The 20494-nt window shown below is 72.8% G+C and carries 20 protein-coding genes; 9 read left to right on the top strand and 11 right to left on the bottom strand.

Annotated elements, in window-relative coordinates:
• Window positions 1-42 precede the first annotated feature (42 nt).
• The gene (locus tag IF00_RS0108140; RefSeq protein WP_030315787.1) at window positions 43-807 is read left to right on the top strand and encodes a polysaccharide deacetylase family protein; all 765 of its coding nucleotides are present in this window, start codon (window positions 43-45) and stop codon (window positions 805-807) included.
• 92 nt (window positions 808-899) lie between these two features.
• Window positions 900-2009, top strand: a complete 1110-nt coding sequence (locus IF00_RS0108135; RefSeq protein WP_030315785.1) for a DUF5925 domain-containing protein — start codon at window positions 900-902, stop codon at window positions 2007-2009.
• Window positions 2010-2025: 16 nt separating this feature from the next.
• Here the strand turns inward: IF00_RS0108135 and IF00_RS0108130 are convergent, their stop codons facing one another.
• Entirely contained in the window at window positions 2026-2400 is a 375-nt protein-coding gene (locus IF00_RS0108130; protein WP_030315784.1) for a GntR family transcriptional regulator, read from the bottom strand.
• A gap of 74 nt (window positions 2401-2474) precedes the next feature.
• Here IF00_RS0108130 and IF00_RS0108125 point away from each other — a divergent pair, with 74 nt between their 5' ends.
• A complete protein-coding gene (locus tag IF00_RS0108125; RefSeq protein ID WP_030315783.1) occupies window positions 2475-3398 on the top strand; it encodes a GNAT family N-acetyltransferase in 924 nt (307 codons plus the stop codon).
• Entirely contained in the window at window positions 3379-3858 is a 480-nt protein-coding gene (locus IF00_RS0108120) for a ribonuclease FAU-1 family protein (protein WP_030315782.1), read from the top strand. The genes IF00_RS0108125 and IF00_RS0108120 overlap by 20 nt, the downstream gene beginning before the upstream one ends.
• Window positions 3859-3922: 64 nt before the next feature.
• On the opposite strand, the gene IF00_RS0108115 is transcribed toward IF00_RS0108120, so the two are convergent.
• From IF00_RS0108115 to IF00_RS0108095, 5 genes are all read right to left on the bottom strand, one after another.
• A complete protein-coding gene (locus IF00_RS0108115) occupies window positions 3923-4408 on the bottom strand; it encodes a DUF6299 family protein (RefSeq protein ID WP_030315781.1) in 486 nt (161 codons plus the stop codon).
• Window positions 4409-4483: 75 nt separating this feature from the next.
• Window positions 4484-4945: a GNAT family N-acetyltransferase gene (locus tag IF00_RS0108110; protein ID WP_030315778.1), complete on the bottom strand. Its 462-nt coding sequence runs from the start codon at window positions 4943-4945 to the stop codon at window positions 4484-4486.
• On the bottom strand, window positions 4942-6438 hold the full coding sequence (locus tag IF00_RS0108105) for a tripartite tricarboxylate transporter permease (RefSeq protein WP_030315777.1): 1497 nt from the start codon (window positions 6436-6438) through the stop codon (window positions 4942-4944). Before IF00_RS0108105 ends, IF00_RS0108110 begins: the two co-directional genes overlap by 4 nt.
• Window positions 6439-6441: 3 nt before the next feature.
• The gene (locus tag IF00_RS0108100; protein WP_030315774.1) at window positions 6442-6957 is read right to left on the bottom strand and encodes a tripartite tricarboxylate transporter TctB family protein; all 516 of its coding nucleotides are present in this window, start codon (window positions 6955-6957) and stop codon (window positions 6442-6444) included.
• A gap of 101 nt (window positions 6958-7058) precedes the next feature.
• Entirely contained in the window at window positions 7059-8042 is a 984-nt protein-coding gene (locus tag IF00_RS0108095) for a Bug family tripartite tricarboxylate transporter substrate binding protein (protein ID WP_030315772.1), read from the bottom strand.
• Between the two features lie 132 nt (window positions 8043-8174).
• On the opposite strand from IF00_RS0108095, the gene IF00_RS0108090 reads away from it, so the two are divergent.
• Window positions 8175-8843 carry a response regulator gene (locus IF00_RS0108090; protein ID WP_030315770.1) on the top strand — a complete coding sequence of 223 codons (669 nt, stop codon included), beginning with the start codon at window positions 8175-8177 and terminating at the stop codon, window positions 8841-8843.
• 7 nt (window positions 8844-8850) lie between these two features.
• Here IF00_RS0108090 and IF00_RS0108085 read toward each other — a convergent pair whose 3' ends face one another.
• Together IF00_RS0108085 and IF00_RS0108080 are read right to left on the bottom strand one after the other, a co-directional pair.
• The gene (locus IF00_RS0108085; protein WP_030315767.1) at window positions 8851-11007 is read right to left on the bottom strand and encodes a tetratricopeptide repeat protein; all 2157 of its coding nucleotides are present in this window, start codon (window positions 11005-11007) and stop codon (window positions 8851-8853) included.
• On the bottom strand, window positions 11004-11414 hold the full coding sequence (locus tag IF00_RS0108080; RefSeq protein ID WP_030315766.1) for a hypothetical protein: 411 nt from the start codon (window positions 11412-11414) through the stop codon (window positions 11004-11006). Before IF00_RS0108080 ends, IF00_RS0108085 begins: the two co-directional genes overlap by 4 nt.
• A gap of 220 nt (window positions 11415-11634) precedes the next feature.
• Here IF00_RS0108080 and IF00_RS0108075 point away from each other — a divergent pair, with 220 nt between their 5' ends.
• On the top strand, window positions 11635-12657 hold the full coding sequence (locus IF00_RS0108075; protein WP_030315765.1) for a lytic polysaccharide monooxygenase: 1023 nt from the start codon (window positions 11635-11637) through the stop codon (window positions 12655-12657).
• 5 nt (window positions 12658-12662) lie between these two features.
• Here the strand turns inward: IF00_RS0108075 and IF00_RS0108070 are convergent, their stop codons facing one another.
• Window positions 12663-13532, bottom strand: coding sequence for an esterase/lipase family protein (locus tag IF00_RS0108070; protein WP_030315764.1), 870 nt, complete (start codon window positions 13530-13532; stop codon window positions 12663-12665).
• A gap of 180 nt (window positions 13533-13712) precedes the next feature.
• Window positions 13713-14708: a DNA polymerase Y family protein gene (locus tag IF00_RS0108065; RefSeq protein ID WP_030315761.1), complete on the bottom strand. Its 996-nt coding sequence runs from the start codon at window positions 14706-14708 to the stop codon at window positions 13713-13715.
• A gap of 164 nt (window positions 14709-14872) precedes the next feature.
• Between IF00_RS0108065 and IF00_RS0108060 the strand changes: the two genes are divergently transcribed.
• Both IF00_RS0108060 and IF00_RS0108055 read left to right on the top strand, forming a co-directional pair.
• Window positions 14873-15082, top strand: a complete 210-nt coding sequence (locus IF00_RS0108060) for a helix-turn-helix domain-containing protein (RefSeq protein ID WP_030315760.1) — start codon at window positions 14873-14875, stop codon at window positions 15080-15082.
• A complete protein-coding gene (locus IF00_RS0108055) occupies window positions 15082-15636 on the top strand; it encodes a Clp protease N-terminal domain-containing protein (RefSeq protein WP_030315758.1) in 555 nt (184 codons plus the stop codon). Before IF00_RS0108060 ends, IF00_RS0108055 begins: the two co-directional genes overlap by 1 nt.
• A 28-nt stretch (window positions 15637-15664) precedes the next feature.
• On the opposite strand, the gene IF00_RS0108050 is transcribed toward IF00_RS0108055, so the two are convergent.
• Window positions 15665-19252: a DNA polymerase III subunit alpha gene (locus IF00_RS0108050; protein WP_030315756.1), complete on the bottom strand. Its 3588-nt coding sequence runs from the start codon at window positions 19250-19252 to the stop codon at window positions 15665-15667.
• Between the two features lie 170 nt (window positions 19253-19422).
• On the opposite strand from IF00_RS0108050, the gene IF00_RS0108045 reads away from it, so the two are divergent.
• On the top strand, window positions 19423-20472 hold the full coding sequence (locus tag IF00_RS0108045) for an ABC-2 transporter permease (protein ID WP_030315754.1): 1050 nt from the start codon (window positions 19423-19425) through the stop codon (window positions 20470-20472).
• Window positions 20473-20494 lie beyond the last annotated feature (22 nt).

Raw genomic sequence — 20494 nt, 5'->3', positions numbered from 1 at the left:
CCCGACTACACCGACAACACCGCCGTGCCCGTCCCCATCCTCATGTACCACGCCGTCGACCCCGACCCCGCCCCCGCGACCCTCGGGCTCTCCGTCACCCCCGAGGCCTTCGCCGCGCAGATGGACGTGGTCGCCGAGCGGGGGTTCACCCCGCTGACCACCGCCGCGCTCGCCGCCGCCTGGCGCACCGGCGGCCCGCTGCCCGCCCGGCCCCTGCTCGTCACCTTCGACGACGGGTACGAGGGCGTCCACCGCCACGCCCTCCCCGTGCTCGCCAAGCACTCCTTCGCGAGCACCGTCTTCGTCTCCACCGGCTGGCTGCGAGGCAGGCACGAGACGGGCGGCGCGCTCGACACCATGCTCGACTGGGCGCAGGTGCGGGAACTCGCCGACGCGGGCACGGAGATCGGGGGGCACAGCCACACCCACCCCCAGCTGGACCAGCTCGACGCGGGACGGCTCCGGTTCGAGACGCTGCGCTGCCGGGAGATCGTCGGCGAGGAGCTCGGGACGGCGCCGGCCTCCTTCGCGTACCCCTACGGATACTCCAGCCGCCGGGTCCGTCGTACCGTCCGGGAGGCCGGCTTCACCCAGGCGCTCGCCGTCGGCAACGCGCTGGCCAGACGTCGCCAGGGGCCGTACGCCCTGGAACGGGTGACCGTGCGCCGGTCCACCGGCGTCGAGGAGTTCACCCGGCTCGTGGAGGGGCGGGCGATCGCCCGTACCTTCGCGGCGGACCGGGTCATGACGAAGGGGTACGCGCTCGCGCGGCGCGCCCGGGGCGCGGCGCGGGGTCACTGGATCTGAGCCCCAGGTCCGGCTCCGGGAGCCGGGCGTCAGAGGAATCGTCCCGATCAAAACCCGGTGCACGCAATGCCCGGTTGCCCGATCATGGGCCCATGGCTGACACCCCACCGGTACCGTCCGAGCCGCAGCGGTCGCTGCCGATCCGGCTCACCCTCGACGACAGCGACTCGCCCGCGGACGTGGTGGACGCGCTGTTCCTCGGCCGCTTCGCGACCGGGGAACAGCCGCACTCGCACAGCACCACCGTGGACCGCGTCAAGCCTGAGGCGACCCTCCTTCCCGTCGGCGCCACCGTGCTGCGGGCCGCGAAGGACGACGACCGCAGCGCCGTGCTCGCCGAGGGCGAGGGATGGACGCTGCTGATCTCCCGCTGGAACCGGGGTGCCGACGTCACCGTCACGGCCACCGACTCCGACCTCGCCGAGCGGGTCCTCAAGGAGGCGACCGACGGGGCGAAGGACGAGCCGGAACCCCAGCCGGAGAACGTGACGATGGGGTTCTGGTACGTGTCCCCGCGCCGCGGCCCGCACCGGACGACCCGGCAGATCAGCGCCGGGACCTGGGACGAGGTCCGGCCCAACTACTCGGCGCCGGTGGCCGAGTCGATGGACCGGCTGATGAAGGTGACGCCCGAGTCGATCTCGGGCCGCCTCCTGCTGCTGCACGGCCCGCCCGGCACCGGCAAGACGTCCGCGCTGCGCACCCTGGCACGGTCGTGGCGGGACTGGTGCCAGGTGGACTGCGTCCTCGATCCGGAGCGGCTCTTCAACGACGTCGGCTATCTGATGGACATCGCCATCGGGGAGGACGAGGGCACGGCGAAGGGGCGCTGGAGGCTGCTGCTCCTGGAGGACTGCGACGAGCTGATCCGGGGCGAGGCGAAGCACACGGCGGGTCAGGCCCTGTCCCGGCTGCTCAACCTGACGGACGGTCTGCTCGGCCAGGGGCGCAACGTGCTCGTCGGCGTGACCACCAACGAGGACCTGGAGCGGCTCCACCCGGCCGTGGTCCGGCCGGGCCGCTGCCTGGCCCGGATCGAGGTGGGACCGCTGAGCCGGGCCGAGTCCGTGGAGTGGCTCGGGCGCTCGGAGGACGTGCCGCGCGAGGGCGCGACGCTGGCGGAGCTGTTCGCCCTGCGCCGCGGCACGCCCCCGGCGGAACTCCCGGAACCCCGCACGGCGGGGGCGGGCCTGTACCTGTAGGTCCTTCGCGTCGGGGTCAGCTGTCGTAGGCCGCGCGCAGGGCCTCGTTCATCGCGGCCTCCGCCGCCTCGCGGCTGAGGCCGAGGCGGCGGGCCTCCTCGGCGTACTGGGCGGCGGCGGTGGCGGCCCGGCGGGTCGCCGCGTCCCCCGCGGCGGCGACGAAGGTGCCGTGACGTCCGCGCGTCTCGATCACCCCGTCCGCCTCCAGTGCCTTGTACGCCTTGGCGACCGTGTTCGCGGCGAGGCCCAGCTGCTCCGCGAGGCCTCGTACCGTCGGCAGCTTGTATCCGACCGGCAGTCTGCCCGACCGGGCCCGCTCCGAGATCTGGGCCCGCAGTTGTTCGTACGGAGCGGTGGTGGATGCGTGGTCCACGGCGATGGTGAGTGTCACCCCGCCGATTCTGCCCCCACCCCACCGGAAAATGGGAGGCGGCGGCGCACCCCCGGCCCGTAGCGTGCGACAACATGACTGTGATCGTCCGTGACGTGCGGGCCGAGGACGCCGAGGGCTTCGCCCGCGTCCGGCGAGCCACGCTTCCCTACATGCTCGCGACCGCCGAGCAGCTCGTCTTCGACTGGTCCCATGCCCATCCCGACAGCCACTACCGCCCGCTCGTCGCCGTGACCGAGGCCGGCGGGATCGTCGGGACCGCCCAGGTCGGCATCGCGCACGAGGCGCCGCAGCCCGGGATCGGCTATGCCAACGTGTACGTGGACCCCGCGCACCTCGGACAGGGCGCGGGGACGCTGCTGCTGCGCGCCGCAGAGGAGTACCTGGCCGAGCGCGGGGCGCGGACCCTGTACAGCTGGGCCCTGGACGCACCGGAGAACCTCGCCTGGGCCGCGCGGCGGGGGTACTCCCCCAGCCGCTCCGCGTACTTCCTCCGGCTCGACCTCACCACCGCCGAGCTGCCGCCGCTGCAGGCGCCGCCGGCCGGTGTCGAACTGCTCACCGCCGAGGACTTCGCGGCCGATCCCCGGCCGCTCTTCGAGCTGGACGCGCTGACGTCGGCCGACGAGCCGGGGGACGTGGGGGTGGAGATCGACGACTTCGCGCACTGGAGGGCGACCACCTGGGAGCACCCGCTCCTCGACCGGGCGTTGACGACGGTCGCGGTGGTGGACGGCGTACCGGCCGCGTTCAGCGCGGCGCAGACGGACGGTCTGGGCCGGTACAACTCGGGGATGACCGGCACCGCGCCGGCGTTCCGGGGGCGCGGGCTCGCGAAGCTCGCCAAGAACGCCTCGCTGCACCGGGCGCGGGCGGCGGGCTGCACGGAGGCGTTCACCGGGAACGACACGGGGAACGAGCCGATGCTGGCGATCAACAAGTGGTTCGGTTACGAGGTCGGAGCGCGGGAGGTGCGGCATGTCCGGACGATCGGTTGAGGTAACCCTGACGAAGGCGGGCCGGACGAAGATCCGCTACCCGGCGGAGGTGCTCACGGAGGACGGCGCCCGGCTCTCGGTGCGTGCCCCGTGGGCTGCCGAGGGGGTACGGGACTTCGGCTTCGTGCGGTTCGAGCCGGGCGATGTCTTCGTGGAGCACTACTGGAGCGACCGCTGGTTCACGGTCAAGGAGGTGTGGTCCGCGGACGGCGCCCTCAAGGGCTGGTACTGCGACATCACCCGGCCGGCCGTGATCGACGGCTCCGGGGTGGTGATCGAGGACCTGGACCTGGACCTGTGGGTGTCGGCGGACGGCAGCGAGGTGCTGCGGCTCGACGAGGACGAGTTCGCGGCGAGCGGACTCACCGCCTCCGATCCGGAGGCGGCAGCGTGCGCCGTGGTGGCTCTCGACGAGCTGGAGGTCCTGGGGCGCGAGGGCCTGATCGAGCTGCTGCGCTAGCGGGGGTCCGGCCCGGGGGCCGGCCGCCGGCCGCCGAACCGGCGACCGTATGCCCGGGGCGTCGTCAGCGGAGTTCGACGGCCGCGTCCTCGGCGGCGAGGAAGCCGGGCGTCGGCAGGCCCGTCTCGCCGGCCGTGAGCTGCATCAGGGTGGCGCGTACCCGGGCCGCGCCCGGCCGGTAGGCGGGGTCCTTCACGACGGAGGTGTTGACCCACTCGTGGAGGTGCCCGTCGCAGACGGCCTGGGTGCCGCCGATCCCGGCGGAGCGGTCCCCCTGGACGAGGGTGGAGCTGACGAAGACGGGTCCGGCGCTGTCGTCGAGGCAGCGGTACATGCCGGAGAGCGTCACCGTGCTGTCGTCGCCGACGGTTCCGTATCCGTAGACGGAGAGGTCGTCGGCGACGCCGCTGTCGAGCGCCTGGCCGTTCAGGGCGGGGCCGTCGAGGGCGGGGCCTGCGGAGAGGCCGTCGGCCCCGCCCGCGTGGGCGAGTGGGGCGACGGTGGCGGAGGCGAGCAGGACGCCTGTGGCGATGACGAGTCGGACGCGCATGAGCGGGGTCCCTTCGGGGTGGGGGATGGTACTGCCCGCCAGGCATACCGGATCCGGCCGCAGCCTGGCCGAAACTCACCCTATCGGGGGCGAGTTGAGCGCCTTTCGGTAGTGAATACGGTCGTACGGTCCGTCCACGTGGCGCTCGACGACCTCATAGCCGTACCGCTCGTACAGCTTCTGGTTCTCCCACATCATCGCGTTGGTGAGCAGCCGGACCTCGGGAAGACCGAGCTCGCGCGCCCGGTCCTCCAGGAAGCGCAGCAGCCGTCGCCCCAGACCCGTGCCCTGGGCGTCGGGGTGGACGGCGATGTTGTCCAGGTAGAGGTGGTCGGCCTCGGTCCTCAGGACCACCAGACCGACCACCGGGTCACCGGCGACGAACACCCTCCCCGCGGCGACGTCCGCCGCGTGGTCCGCCTCCATCGGTGCCGGTACGAGACCGATGCGGTCGATGTAGTGGTGATAGGCCGCGTCGGTCACGGCCTTCACCCTCGGGACGTCGGAGCTCGTCGCGCGGCGGATGTCCTGTGTCATGCCGACACGTTACGACGCCGGACGACCACCTTCCTGAGCAGCGGCCAGGTGAGCAGGAGGACGACGACCGCGTAGACGGTGATCGAGAACGGGGTGTTCACCAGACCCGTCACCGAACCGTCGCTGATCTGCAGGGCACGGCGCAGTTGCTGTTCGGCGGCCGGGCCGAGGATGACCCCGATGACGGCCGGCAGGACCGGGAGTCCGTACCTCCGCATGCCGAGTCCGATCAGGCCGATGACCAGCAGGATGACCAGGTCGAGGGCCTCGCCGCCCACCGCGTACGCGCCGACGGCGGCGAAGAAGAGGATGCCGGCGTAGAGGTACGGGCGCGGGATGCGCAGCAGCTTGGCCCAGACGGGAGCGAGCGGCAGGTTGAGCGCGAGCAGCAGCACCATGCCGACGAACAGCGAGGCGATGAGCCCCCACACCAGGTCGGGCTCGCGCTCGAAGAGCAGCGGGCCGGGCTGGATGCCGTACTGCTGGAACGCGGCCAGCATCACGGCGGCGACGGCCGTCGTCGGCAGCCCGAGGGTCAGCATCGAGACGAGCGTCCCGGCCGCCGAGGCCGAGGCCGCCGACTCGGGTCCGGCCACGCCCTCGATGGCTCCCTTGCCGAACTGCTCCTTGTGCTTCGAGAGCCGCTTCTCCGTCACGTACGACAGGAAGGTCGGTATCTCCGCGCCGCCGGCCGGGATCGCACCGAACGGGAAGCCGATGAGGGGGCCGCGCAGCCAGGACTTCCAGGTGCGCTTCACATCCTCCCCGCCCAGCCAGGGACGGCCGACCGGGATGGCCTCCCCCGCCGTGCGGCGCAGGTGCGCCGCGACCCAGAGGGCCTCGCCGATGGCGAAGAGTCCGACCGCGACGATGACGACGTCGACGCCGTCGGCGAGCTGGAGCGAACCGAAGGTGAGGCGCTGCTGCCCGGTCATCTGGTCGAGGCCGACCAGACCGATCGTGAGGCCGACGAGGAGGGAGGCGAGACCGCGGATGCGGGAGGAGCCGAGGACCGAGGTCACCGCGATGAAGGCGAGGACCATCAGGGCGAGGTAGTCGGGGGCGCCGATGTCGACGGCGAGCGCGGCGACCGTCGGGGCGAGGACGACGAGCAGGATCGTGCCGATCATGCCGCCGGCGAAGTGACCGACGGCGGCCGCCGCGAGCGCCTGCGCGCCCCGGCCCGTCTTGGCCATGGGGTTGCCCTCGATGGCGGCGACGACGGCCGCGCTCTCCCCGGGGGTGTTGAGGAGGATCGAGGTGGTGGAGCCGCCGAACATCGCGCCGTAGTAGATGCCGGCGAACATGATGAACGCGCCGGTCGGTTCGAGGCCGTACGTCACCGGGAGCAGCAGGGCCACGGCCATGGCGGGGCCGATGCCGGGCAGGACGCCGATGGCGGTGCCGAGGAGCACGCCGACGGCGGCCCACAGCAGGTTCATCGGGGTGAGGGCGGTGCCGAAGCCGTCGATGAGGGAGTTCAGGGAATCCATGGGTCAGATCACTCCCATCAGCGGACCGCCGGGCAGCGGGACGCCGAGCAGCTTGTCGAAGACGACGTAGGTCAGGAGCGAGAGGGCGGCCGCGATCAGCGGGTCGCGGTGGAAGTGGCGGCTGCCGAGGGCGTACGCCGCGCCCCAGAAGAGGAGCGCTCCGGCGACGGGGAAGCCGACGGGGCCGATGAGGACGGCGAAGGCGAGGAAGACACCGGCGAGGAGCAGGACCGTGCGCCAGTCGGCGGGCTCGGTCAGGTCGACGTCCTCACCGGCCTCGGCCTCGCCGCGGCCGCCGCGCAGGACGTCGACGGAGAGGAGGACGGCGACGACGAGCAGTCCGCAGCCGACGACGAGGGGGACGGTGGCAGGGCCGACGGGGCCGCGGCCCGCGAGGTCGGCGTCGAGGGTGAGGGCATCGGTGAGGACGAGCGCACCGAGGACGAACAGCAGCACGCCGACGCCGAGTTCGGATCGCTCGCGCCACCAGGCGGCGAGGTTCCCCTTCCTGGTGCTCACGGATGCGGTGCTCACGGATGTGGTACCCCCGGAGGAGGTGCTCCCGGCTGGGGTGCTCACGGATGTGGTGTTCTCGGATTCGGTGCTCTCGGATTCGGTGCTCACAGACCGAGCTCCTTCAGTACGGAGCCGACGCGGCGGTCCTGCTCGGCGAGGAAGGTGCCGAACTCCTCGCCCGGCAGGAAGGCGTCGTTCCAGCCGTGGGTCTTCAGCGACTCGCGCCACTGCGGGGAGTCGTGCAGCTCGGTCACCAGGGTGACGAGCTTCTCGCGCTCGGCGTCGGAGAGGCCGGGCGGGGCGACGATGCCGCGCCAGTTGGTGAACTCGGTGTCGAGGCCCGCCTCGCGGAGGGTGGGTGCGTCGAGGCCGGGGACACGCTTCGGCCCCGTGACGGCGAGCAGACGCAGTTCGCCCGCCTTGATCTGGTCGAGGTACTCGCCGACGCCGGAGACGCCGAAGGCGACCTTGTCTCCGAGGATGGAGGCGAGGAGCTCGCCGCCGCCGTCGAAGGGGACGTAGTTGACGTCCTTCGGGGCGATGCCGGCCGCCTGGGCCATCAGCATCGGGGCGAGGTGGTCGGGGCCGCCGGGCGAGGAGCCGCCGCCGACGGGCAGCTTGCCGGGGTTCCCCTTCCAGGCGGTGAGCAGCTCGTCGATGGTCTTGTACGGGGAGTCCTTGCCGACCACGACGATGTCCTGCTCCTCGGTGAGCCGGGCGATCGGAGTGGTGTCGGCGAGGGTTCTGGGGGTCTCGTTGGTGTGGACGGCGCCGACGACGCCGAGGCCCATGGACATGGCGAGACGGCCGTTGCCGCGTTCGCCGACGAGCCGGGTGAGCCCGACGGTGCCGCCGGCGCCGGGCAGGTTGAAGACCTCGATGTCGCCGGTGAGGTCCGCCTCCTCGGCGTTCTTGGCCGCGGTGCGGGCGGTGATGTCGTATCCGCCGCCGGGGGTGTTGGGGACCATGAAACGCAGGCCGGGTATCCGGGTGCCGGTGTCGGAGCCGCTGCCGGGACTGAGCAGCGGTGGGCCCACCAGCACCAGGAGCGCGGCCCCGAGGAGGGCGAAGGGGGTGCGCAACCGCACGTGTGCCGCCTCTCAGCTGTAGGGGAAGGGATGTGAGGTGGCCCACATGTTGCCCTCGCGTGAGGAAGCTGTCTCTCTTCCGCAATCAACGGACGTTGTGGTCGTTGTGGTCGGGACCTAGCGTGGGTCGTCGTGACGAACGTGCTGGTGGTGGACGACGACTTCATGGTCGCCAAGCTGCACTGCCGCTATGTGTCGGCGGTGGCGGGCTTCACGGTGTCCGGGGTCGCGCACAACGGCGCCGACGCCCTGCGCGCGGCCGAGCGGCTCAGGCCCGACCTGGTGCTCCTCGACGTGTTCCTGCCGGACATGGACGGCATCCAGGTGCTGCGGGAGCTGCGTGCGGCGGGCCTGGGCATGGACGCGCTCTTCATCACGGCGGCCCGGGACGTGGGCACGATCCGCGAGGCGCTGCGGGCGGGGGCGCTGCACTATCTGATCAAGCCGTTCAGCCAGGCGGCGCTGCACGAGCAGCTCCGCCATGTGGCCTCGCTGCGCAGCCGCCTCGACGAACTCGACGAGGCCCGCCAGGAGGACGTCGACCAGATCTTCGGCACCCGCCCCCGCGGCTCCCGGGAACTCCCCAAGGGCCTGGCCGCCCACACGGCCGACCTGGTCGACTCGGTCCTCCGCGCCCACCCGGAGGGCCTCTCGGCCACGGAATGCGCCGAGGCCGGCTCCCTGTCCCGGGTGAGCGCCCGCCGCTACCTGGAGTACTTCGCGGAGACGGGCCGGGCGGAGATCACGCTGCGGTACGGGGGGACGGGGCGGCCGGAGCGGCGGTACCGGCGGTTGGGCTGAGCCCCTCCTACGAGGACGTCCCGGCGTTCCGGTACTGGTCGAGGAGTTCCTCCGCGTGAACCGTCCAGGGATGCGTCGGGCCCAGCACCCGGGTCCGCCCCTCCACCAGCAGCTCTCCGTGCTCGATCGCCTCGGCGTGCCGGCCCAGGGCGTGCAGGACGACGCTGAGCGTCTGTCGTGTGTTGAGCAGCAGGGGGTAGTCCGGCGCGAAGACGCGTTCGAATCCGGAGAGGGCTCTCCGGGCATGGGGCAATGCCTCGGCCGGTCTCTCGGCGGCGGCGAGTGCGAACGCGTAGTTCAGTTCGGCCCCGAGCGTCATGGGGTGATCCTCGCCGGCGGTGCCACGACAGTCCTCGATGACGGCGGGGCCCGTGGCGAGGATCTCGTCCCTCTCCGGAAGCGCGGCCGCGTCGGGGCGCCCGATCACCTCCAGGACGGCCTTTCGCGCGATGAGCGTGAGCGGGTGAGATCTCCCGAGTGTCTCCTCGCGGCCGCGGACCGCCCGCTTCCTCAGGAGGATCCCGTCCTGGAGTCGACCACGGTGGGGGAGCACGAACCCGAGCCGCAGACATGCCTCCCACGTGTCCGGATCGTCGGGCCCGAGGACCCGCTCGCAGTCGTCGAGCACCGCCTGGTACACGGCCTCGGACTCCTCGAACCGTCCCTGCCGGAAGAGGGCACGGCCGACCCGCATCCGCAGCCTCAGCAGGAACGCGTTGTCGACGGGAAGGGCCCGGGAGGCGATGTCGACGGCTTCGTTCGCCAAGGTGAGCGCGGAGGCGTAGTCCCCCGACCTGTGCACGGCGACGACGAGCCGGAGTGCGCAGTCGGCCGCGCCCTCCACCACGGCGGGGGCGGCACTCCAGCCGGTCACGCGCCGGAGGAACGCGGTGACATGGGGAGCGAGCAGGGTCACCGCGGGATCCTGCTCCCCCCGCTCGGGCACCTCCGGAAGGACGGCCCTGAGGAGTCGGACGGCCGTCGTGGCGAGCCGTTCCCGCTGGTCGGGCGGGGTGGCCTGGGCGACGCTGTCGAGGAGGATCCCGTGGACGCGCAGGCAGCGCACGCGGCCCGGTACGAGCTCGGCCAGCGAGTGGTCGAGGAGGCCGCGGAGGGCGGACTCCACGCGGGACGGGTGGAGCTCCGTGCCGAGTTCGGCACCGGAGAGGAGCGGGAGCGGGAGGGGGTCGCCGGCCCAGCAGGCGAGCAGGCGCAGCAGGGCGGTGGCCTCGGGGAGCCCCTGGGCGGTGAGCGCGTCCAGGGAGAGCTGCCACGTACGGCTGAGCAGGTGGCGGGACTCGGCGCCGGTCTCGGCGCCCCGGTCGAGGAGTTCGATGGGGTGGTAGCCGGCCCCGCCGTCGAGTCCGTTGCGGTAGTCGGCGAGGTTCCACGGGTCGATGATCTGGTGGGCGAGGAATCCGCCGGCGAGGGTGAGCGCCAGGGGGAGCCGCCCGAGGCGGTCGGCGATCTCCGCCGCCTCCTCCATGCTTCCCGCGTGGGGGGCGAGATCCTGGAGGACGAGGGCGGCGTCGTCCCGCGGGAGGACTCCGAACTGGAGGAGCTCGGCGCCTGACCACCAGTGGGACGCCGCCTGGCGGGTGGTGACGATGACGATGCCCTGGGAGCTGGTCCGCAGCCACCCGCCGTCGCGGAGAACGGCAGGGGTGTCGGCGTTGTCCAGGACGAGCAGCCAGGGCCGGTCGGAGGCGTCGAGGTACTGCCAGACGAGGTCGGCGGCCGGGCGAAGCCCGCTGCGGGCGCCGGTGAGTTCGGCGTCGGTGGCGCCCCGGTCGGCCGCGACGGCGAGCATGCCGGCCCGCAGGGAGGCCGGGTCGGAGGCGTTGACCCAGAGTCCGATGCGCTCGGCGTGCTGGGTGGCATGGCGGAAGACGGTGTACGCGACGGCGGTCTTGCCGCAGCCGCCCATGCCGTGGAGGACGTAGGCGCGGTTGCCGACGCCGGGCTCGACAGCGGCTCTCAGGCGGTCCATCTCGCCGACGCGGTCGCGGAGTACGACGGGAGCCCGGCCGACCGCCGGGTGACGTACCGAGTCGGGGCCGGACCACTCGGGGGCGTGGTGATGGTGCTCGACGATGTGCTGGTCGCCCGAGGCCTGGTACACCCGCCCGTACCCGTCGGCCCGCGCGTCGTTGGCGCCGCTCATCGCTGGTCGATGTGCTGGTCGCGGCCCGCCTGGTACACCCGGGCGTGTCCGGAGGCGGTGGCGTGCTGCGTCACCGACGGGACGTCGGGCGTCAGCGGCTGCAGTTCGTCGATCAGCCTCCGGAGCGCGGCGGCCTCCTCGGGATGCGTCACGAGCAGCCGCCGGATGCGGCCCTGCCACTCCGCCCCCAGTTCGCCGCCGACCTCGGCATCGCCACTGTCCCGCGCGGCCAGCAGGTCCGTCCGGGCGACTTCGAGCTCGGCGGAGATCGCCTCGGCCCGCGTCGGCTCGGCGCGACGCCACAGCGAGGTGATCCCGTCGCTGACGCGCTGCCACGCCTCGGTCGTCAGCAAGGTGACCAACGTCGTCCCCGCCGTGCCCGCCAGCACGGCCAACTCCGCGTCCAAGACCCCGTCCCCTCCAGCCAGTTGTCGCCTGTCGGCCCAGAGTAGTCGCAACCACGGCCCGGAGGCGGCCGGCGGCGGCTTCCTCAGGCGCCGCTTAGTCCTTCCTTAAAGCGGTCCTAAGGATCGCCACATCCCGCTCTCCAGCAGCGATTTCGCGGTTCGGGGCGGCTAGTTTTCTGGGCATCCCCCCACCTCACCCTCGTGAAGGAGCTGTCCCCCCATGACTTCTCGCCGTACCGCCGCCGTCACCGCCACCGCGGTTCTGGCTCTCTCCGGGCTCGCCTCCGGGCCGGCGTTCGCGCACGGGTCGATGACCGATCCGGTGAGCCGGGTCTCGGCCTGTTACGCGGAGGGGCCCGAGTCGCCGAAGTCGGCGGCCTGCAAGGCGGCCGTGGCGGCGAGCGGGACGCAGGCGTTCTACGACTGGAACGCGGTGAACATCGCCAACGCCGCGGGCAAGCACCGTGAGCTGATCCCGGACGGCAGGCTGTGCAGCGCGGGGAACGACAAGTACCGGGGACTCGACCTCGCGCGGGCCGACTGGCCGGCGAGCCCGATGGCCTCCGGGGCGCACACCTTCCGTTACAAGGGGACCGCGCCGCACCGGGGCTCGTTCGCGCTGTACGTGACGAAGGACGGGTACGACCCGTCGAAGCCGCTGAAGTGGTCGGACCTTGAGGAGAAGCCGTTCGCGACGGTGACCGACCCGCGGATGGAGAGCGGCGACTACGTCTTCCAGGGCACGGTGCCGAACAAGTCCGGCCGCCACCTCATCTACTCGATCTGGCAGCGTTCCGACTCCCCCGAGGCCTTCTACACCTGCTCGGACGTGGTGTTCGGGAAGGACAGCGGCGGCGGTACGGCCCCGGCGCCGACCGCGTCCGCGCCGAGCGACGAGCAGATCGAGGACGGTCAGGACGAGTCCTCGGTCGAGCACGGCGGGCACGGGGACGGTGACGCCTCCACGGGCGCCGGGGAGACCGCGCCCGCCCCCGGGCCGAGCCAGGAGGCGAGTCACGGGGCGGGCCACGAGACGCAGCCCGCTCCGTCCGCCGAGGCCTCCTCCGCCGCGCCCAACGCGCCCGCTCCCGCGGCCGGTTCGGAATCCGGCTCCGGTGAGGTGCTCGCCGAGACCGGTGGCGACGCCACCACCCCGTATCTCGCGGTCGGTGGCGCCGCCGTGCTCGCGATCGGCGCGGCCGTGCTCTTCGGGTCGACGCGCCGGCGGCGTACCCAGGGCTAGAAGGACTAGCCGATCACCGAGAGGCAGGTGGTCGGGGTCGCGTGGGCCGGGTCGAGGGCGTTCTCCACCTCGTGGAAGGTGACCCGGTCCACCGTGCCGATGGCCACGTGCTCGGACAGGTCGAGCGCGCACTTGTCCTGGATCAGGACGTTGGTGACGTTCGGGCCGCTCAGGAACTGCGAGCGGTACGGGGTGACCACCTCGTCGTACTGGGTCGCGATGACGTGGTAGCGGACCCCGGGCACGGTGTCGCCTCCCTGGTTGAGCTTGGTGATGAACGGCGACCCGGCGATCTGGTCGGCGAGGCCGGGGGTACCGGCCTTGATCAGGTCCTCGGCGCCGGGGAAGTACGGCAGGAGCTTGGTGAGGCCGAGCAGGGTGGTGCCGTGGTTGTCGGGGGCGATCCCGACGAGCGCGTTCACCTTCTCGGCGCCGCCGAGGAACTTGAGGTACCAGCGCGGCATCATGCCGCCCTGCGAGTGTCCGACGATGTCCACCTCCGGGGCGCCCGTGGCGGCGAGGACCCGGTCGACGTAGGCGTCGAGCTGTCCGGCGGAGGCCTCGATGGGGCCGAGTCCGTGGAAGAACGGCACGTTCGGCAGCTGGCCGTAGTCGAGCGAGAAGACGCAGTATCCGCGGTTGACCAGATACGGCGCGAGGACGAGCCAGTTGTCGACGGAGTTCCCGAGGGTTCCGTGGACGAGGACGACGGGCCGCGGGTGCGCGGCGGAGGGCTTGCAGGAGTAGTCGTTCCAGCCCCGACTGGTGGTGGCGGTCTCGGCCTGGGCCGAGGCGGCGGTGGTCGGCGCGAGGGTGGCGGCGGCGGTCAGCAGCAGGACGGACAGCGCTCTGACGGTGTGTTTCCAGGGCAGCATCGGGCGATCTCCTTGCGGCTCAAGGGGATGGTGGGGGTGCTGTGCCCTGCGGTCCGGACCACAAGTGGGGATGCGCGGTGGGGATGCGCTTCAGCCAAGCTACGCACGGGTAGCCTTGGCTGGGAAGTTACGCGTCGGTAAAAAGTGATGTGTCGTCACGAGAGCCTGGTGAAAGGGCCGTCAGGCCGCCAGCGATCCCGGCAGTACCGCCCGCGGGCCGAATTTCGCCCGTGCCTTGTCCGCCACCGCCTCGATCCGCCGGGCCTTCTCGTCCGCCGGGTCCAGGGACAGCTGGTGTGCCGCGCCCTCCGCGCCCGCAAGCCCCTCGGCGCGCAGGGCGATGCCCCGTACCCGGGCCCGCTGGAGGCCGAAGGAGTCGTGGACGGCGTGGGCGAGGGCGGTGAGCGCCGCCGAGTGGGCGGTGGGTTCGGGCAGGGTACGGCTGCGGGTGGTCGTGGTCCGGTCCGCGTACCGCACGGTGACGGCGAGCGCGCGGCACACCTGCCCCTCCGTGCGCAGCCGGGTGCCCAGTTCCTCGGCGAGCGAGAGGAGGGCCCGGCGCTGCTGCGTCCGGTCGGTCTCGTCGTGCGGGAAGGAACGTTCGGCCGCGACCGAGCGGGAGGCCGCGTGCGGGACGACGGGGGTGCGGTCGATGCCCCGGGCCCGTTCCCACAGCTCGCGGCCGGTCTTCGCGCCGACGAGCCGCTGGAGCACGGCGAGCGGCGCGTCCGCGACGCGGCCGACGGAGTCGAGTCCGTAGCCGCAGAGGGTGCGGGCGGTGGCGCGACCGACGCCGTCGAGCGCGACGACCGGCCGGTCGCGCAGGAAGGTCGCGGGGTCGTCGACGACCAGGGTGACGCCGGGCCGGGCCTCGCTCGCCGCCATCCGGGCCAGCATCGGGTTGGGGCCGGCTCCGATGACGCAGTCGACGCCGTACAGGGCGAGGGCCCTGACGCGGATCACCGAGGCGAGCTCGGCCGGGCTCCGGTCGAAGTAGCGCAGCGCACCCCGCACGTCGGCGAGCGCCTCGCAGGGCGGGGCCGCCTCGACGACGGGGGTGAACTCGGCGAGCAGGTCGATCAGCGGGGGAAGCAGAACCCCGGCCCCTCCCGTCCCGGAAGCGGGGGAAGCGGGGTAAGCGGGGGACTCCAGCCGGAACCGCACACAGAGGATCATGTCGCTCCCCTCCGTCCCGTGTCCCTGTTCGCCCTAGGGCGGTTTGCCCCTGAACGCCCCTTCCCGCTCCCTCAGCCTAGAGCATGTTCGAATATTTGTGCGAGTCACGAGAGGGGTGTCAACCGGGGTTGACGCCCGAGTGCTTGTCAACGTAAGTTGACGTCATGACCGATGCGACCGATCTCGCCGCACGGGCGGGCGACCGCGACCCACGGGTCGGACTAAGGGCCGTCTCCGCCCTGAGGCGACTGCTCGAACAACTGGAAGCCGTCCAGGTGCGCAGTGCGCGCAACCAGGGGTGGTCGTGGCAGGAGATCGCGACCGAACTGGGTGTCAGCCGACAGGCCGTCCACAAGAAGTACGGGAGGCAGTGATGTTCGAACGGTTCACGAAGGCCGCGCGCACCGTGGTGAAGGGCGCGGTCGAGCACGCGGAGCGGAGTGGCGCGACGGTCGTCACCCCGGAGCATCTGCTCCTCGCCCTGCTCGACGGGGAGGGCACCCGGGCGGCGGACGCGTTGCGCGCACTGTGCCCGCTGGAGCGCCGGCCGTCCCTGGTGGCCGCGCTGACCGGCGCCCGCCGCCGGGCGGGACTCTCCCGCGCGGACGAGGAGGCCCTGGCGGACCTCGGCATCGACGTCGGCGCGATCGTGGCGCGGGTGGAGGAGACCCACGGCGAGGGCGCGCTGGCGGGCGACCGCAGGGACTCCGGGTGGCGGTCGGGTCGCCGCTCCTTCTCGCGGGAGGCCAAGACCGTCCTGGAGAAGTCCCTCCGGGTGGCGCTGGCCCGCAAGGACCGGGAGATCGGCGACGAGCACATCCTGCTCGCGCTCACCACGACCGGCGGGTTCGTCGCGGAGGTCCTGGCCGACCACGGGGTGACGTACGCCTCCGTCGACACGGCGGTCTCCGGAGCGGCGACCGCCTGATCCACGGCGGTCCGTCCCACGGAACGGCTCAGCCCGCCGAACCCGGGCTGCTGTGCCACAGCTTCCGTCCACTCGGAGTCCCTTCACCCGCCGGCTTGAGGTCGGCCCAGGGGTTCATCTCGTATCCCGTGGGCATCGTGATGCGCCGGCCGGAGTCGCCGCGCCCGGCGACGGGCGCGGCGTCGCCGTTCCCGACGCCCGTGGCGGGCGCGGTCGGCTCGGCGGGTTCGGCGAGGCGCTCCCCCACCGCGTCCAGGCCGCCGGACGCCCGGAGTTCGACGAGTTCGGCGAGGTTCCAGGCGGCGGCGCCGACCACGCTGACGCTGCGTGGGCCGCGCCGCTGCACCACTCCCCGGACCAGCAGCAGCCAGGAGTGGAAGACGGTGTGGGCGCAGCGCTCGTGGGCGTCGTCGAAGAAGGCGAGGTCGACCAGGCCGGTGCCGTCGTCGAGGGTGGTGAAGATGACGCGCTTGCCGGAGCGGATCGGCGGGGTCTGGGTGGCGGCCTTGGCGCCCGCGACGAGGACGGTCCTGCCGTGCGGGGTCTCGCGGAGGCGCTGGGCGGAGACGACGCCGAGTTCGCGGAGGAAGGCGTGGTGGTCGCCCATGAGGTGGCGGGAGGCGTCCATGCCGAGGATGCCGAGCTCGGCGCTGAGGCGTTCCGTCTCGTCGAGGTCGGGCAGGCCGATGGGTGCGGTCTTCCCGCCCTGGGCGAGCGGGAGTTGACCGCCGTGCGAGGCGGCTCCCCGCTGGATGCGCCGGAGTTCGGTGAGGTGGAGGAGGAGGTCGCGGCGGTTGGCGCCGAAGGCGTCCAACGCACCTACCTGGGCGAGTCGTTCGGCGACGTGGGTGCGGGGGCGGGCCCGTTCCCAGAAGTCGAGGAGGGAGGCGTACGGCCGGCCGGCCTCGATCCGTGCGCCCTCGGCCTCGCTGATGCCGTGGACGTCGGTGAGGCCCAGCCGGAGCCCCCACCGACCCGTGGATTCAGACACCAGTTCGATACGGTGGGCGACCGCCGACCGGTTCACATCCAGCGGCAGCACCGGCACCCCCCGCCGGCGCGCGTCCGCGAGCAGCAGCCGCTTGGGGTACATGCCGGGGTCGTGGGTGAGCAGCCCGGCATAGAAGGCGGCCGGATGGTGCGCCTTGAGCCAGGCGGACTGGTACGTCGGTACGGCGAAGGCCACCGCGTGCGCCTTGCAGAAGCCGTACGAACCGAAGGCGGCCACGATCTCCCAGGTACGGGCCACGACCTCGTCCGCGTATCCGCGCGCCGAGGCCTCCCGGGCGAACCAGAGCCTGATCCGGCCCTGCGATTCAGGGTCCGAGAGCCCGCGCCGCACCTGGTCGGCCTCGTCACGGCCGCAGCCGGTCATGATCCGTACGATCTCGATGATCTGCTCGTGGAAGACGACCACGCCGTACGTCTCCCGCAGCGTCTCCTCCAGGTCGGGGTGCGGGTAGCGGACGGGCGCGCGGCCGTGCCGGGCCTCGATGAAGGGGCGGACCATGTCGGCGGCGACCGGACCCGGCCGGAAGAGCGAGATGTCGACGACGAGGTCGTGGAAGGTGGCGGGCTGGAGCCGGCCGACCAGGTCGCGCTGGCCCGGCGACTCGATCTGGAAGCAGCCGAGGGTCTCGGTGGAGCGGATGAGCCGGTAGGTCTCGGGGTCGCCCTCCGGGACCGCGTCGATGTCCGGGCGGGTGCCGGTGGCCCGCTCGACCTCGGCGACGGCGTGGGCCATCGCGGACTGCATCCGTACCCCGAGGACGTCGAGCTTGAGCAGCCCGAGGTCCTCCACGTCCTCCTTGTCGAACTGGGACATGGGGAAGGGGGCACCCCCCGTGCCCTTGAGGCTGTGGGGGACCTCGCCGCTGGTGGGCACCACGGGGGTACGGGCGAGCAGCGAGGCGTCCGAGAGCAGGACCCCGCAGGGGTGCATGGCGGTGCCGCGCGGCAGCGCGTCGAGGGCCTCCACCAGCTCCCAGAGCTTCCCGAACTTCTGTCGCTCGCCCGCGAGTTCACGCAGCTCGGGCAGTTCGTCGAGGGCGGCGAGGGCGTCGCGGGCGCGGATGTGCGGGAAGGCCTTCGCGACCCGGTCGATCTCGGCCGGGTCCATGGAGAGGGCCGCGCCCACGTCCCGTACCGCGTGGCGGACCCGGTAGGTCTCGGGCATGGAGACGGCGGCGACGCGTGCGGTGCCGAAGCGGTCGATGATCGCCCGGTAGACCTCCAGACGGCGGGCGGACTCCACGTCGATGTCGATGTCGGGCAGGGCGGTGCGGCGCTTGGAGAGGAAGCGTTCCATCAGGAGGCCGTGCTCGACCGGGTCGGCGTGGGCGATGCCGAGCAGGTGGTTGACCAGGGAGCCGGCGCCGGAGCCGCGGGCGGCGACCCGGATGCCCGTCTTCCGGACGTCGTCGACGACCTGGGCGACGGTCAGGAAGTAGGGGGCGAAGCGGTGATGGGCGATGACGTCCAGCTCGCGGTGCATCCGGTCCCAGTAGGCGCCCCGTTTCTCGTACCCCTTGAGGATCATGCCGGCGGCGGCGCGGGAGGCGAGGACGCGCTGGGCGGTGCGGTGCTCGGCGCCGACGAGGTGCGGTTCGGGGAAGTGCGCGGAGCCGATGCCGAGGTCGTCCTCGGGGTCGACCAGGCAGGCGGCGGCGACCGTCGCGGTCTGTTCGAGGAGCCGGTGGGCGGTGTCCCGGCGGAAGCCGGCGGCCTCGACGATCCGTTCGGCGGCGGCCAGCATGCCGTCGGCCCCCTTGAGCCAGGCGGCGCCGCTGTCGAGCTCCTTGCGGGGGTCGACGGGGACGAGCCGGCGGGCGGAGTCGAGGACGTCGGCCACCGGGCCCTGGCCGGGGTCGGCGTACCGGACGGCGTTGCTGAGGACCGGCCGGACGTCCTGCTCGGCGGCGAAGCCGACGGTCCGGGCGGCGAGCCGCAGGGAGCCGGGCCCGGTGCCGGAGCGCCCGTGGTCGACGGCCGCGAGGCGCAGCGCGTCGCCGTACCGGTCGCGCCAGGGTGCGAGCAGCCGGACGGCCCGGTCGGGGCGGCCGGCGGCGAGGGCCTGTCCGACGTCGGAGTCGGGGCCGAGGAGGACGAAGACGTCCTCGTCGCACAGGGCGGACCAGGGCAGCAGGGGCCGCGCCCCTCCCCCGGCGTGGGCAGCGGTGATCATCGCGCAGAGCGAGGCCCAGCCGGCGCGGGAGCGGGCGAGGAAGAGGGCGCGGGGCGCGGACTCGTCGATGAAGGCCCCGCCGCGGACGGGTACCCGCCGGATGTCCTGCGGGCCGCGGCCGGGGACCCGCCCGCCCCGCGGGCCGCCGCCGGGCGCGGTCGCCCGCGCCTGCCCCGCTCCCTGTCCGGACCGTCCCGGCCCCGACCCGGGCGCCGTCGCCTCGTAGGCGAGGTCCACGCCGAACAGGGGGCGGACCCCCGCCTTCGCGCAGGCCTTCGCGAAGCGGATCGTGCCCGCGAGGGTGTCGCGGTCGGTCAGGGCGAGCGCGTCCATGCCGCGCTCGGCGGCACGCGCGGCCAGTCGTTCGGGGTGGGAGGCTCCGTAGCGCAGGGAGTAGCCCGACGCGGTGTGCAGATGCGTGAACCCCGGCATGGCGCACCTCCCGGCTTCCGCATCGAAATCGTACGTACGTTCCCACCCCCTCGTTTCTCACCTTAGCTCATTTCGAACGTCCGTACGATAAGCGCGCCGGGTCGTCCTTCGGTCAACCATTCGGGCGCATCCCACCTGCGGAAACACCCCCTGCCCCGGAGCGTGGGGGCATGAGCCTCGTCGACGAACTGAAAAGCGCCGTCACCCCCCGAGCCGCCCTCCTTGTCGTCGGCGTCTTCGCCCTCCAGCTGCTGTTCATCACCTCGTACGTCGGGGCTCTGCACCACCCCGAGCCGAGGGACGTCCCCTTCGGCGTCGTCGCACCGCAACGGGTCTCCGCACAGCTCGTCGGACAGCTGGACCAGCTCCCCGGCGCCCCGCTCGACCCCCGCCCGGTCGCCGACGCGGCCACGGCACGGAACCAGATCCTGAACCGGGACATCGACGGCGCCCTGATCGTCGACCCCACCGGCCGCACCGACACCCTGCTCGTGGCCTCCGGCGGCGGCACCGTGCTCTCCTCGGCCCTGGAGACGATCCTCACCCGGGTGGAGGCGACCCAGCAGCGCACCGTACGGACCGTCGACGTGGCCCCCGCCTCGTCGGAGGACTTCGACGGGCTCTCGGCCTTCTACCTCGTCGTCGGCTGGTGCGTCGGCGGCTACATCTGCGCCGCGATCCTGGCCATCAGCGCGGGCTCCCGGCCCGCGAACCGGGAACGCGCGATCATCCGCCTCGGGGTCCTCGCGGTCTACTCGGTCCTCGGCGGGCTCGGCGGCGCGGTCATCGTCGGCCCGATCCTGGGCGCCCTGCCCGGCAGCGTCGCCGCCCTGTGGGGGCTCGGGACGCTGGTCGTCTTCGCCGTCGGCGCCGCCACCCTCGCCCTGCAGTCGGTCTTCGGGATCGTCGGCATCGGGCTGGCGATCCTGCTCATCGTGGTCGCGGGCAACCCCAGCGCGGGCGGCGCCTTCCCGCTGCCGATGCTGCCCCCGTTCTGGAACGCGATCGGCCCCGCCCTGCCACCGGGCGCCGGCACCTGGGCGGCGCGCTCGATCGCGTACTTCAAGGGCAACGACATGACGAGCTCGATGCTGGTCCTCTCGGCCTGGGCGGTCGTCGGCGTGGTCGTCACCCTGGTGATGTCCTCCCTGAAGCGCGGGCCCGAGGCGGAGCCGATCGCGGACGAAGTCGACACCGCGAGCGGCGCGCGGACCCACTGACGTCAAAAACCCTTGGCCCACC

Source organism: Streptomyces flavochromogenes (assembly GCF_000717595.1).
GTDB lineage: Bacteria > Actinomycetota > Actinomycetes > Streptomycetales > Streptomycetaceae > Streptomyces > Streptomyces flavochromogenes.
Note: the sequence above shows the minus strand (reverse complement) of the source record. Positions and strands in the feature narration are given on the sequence as shown.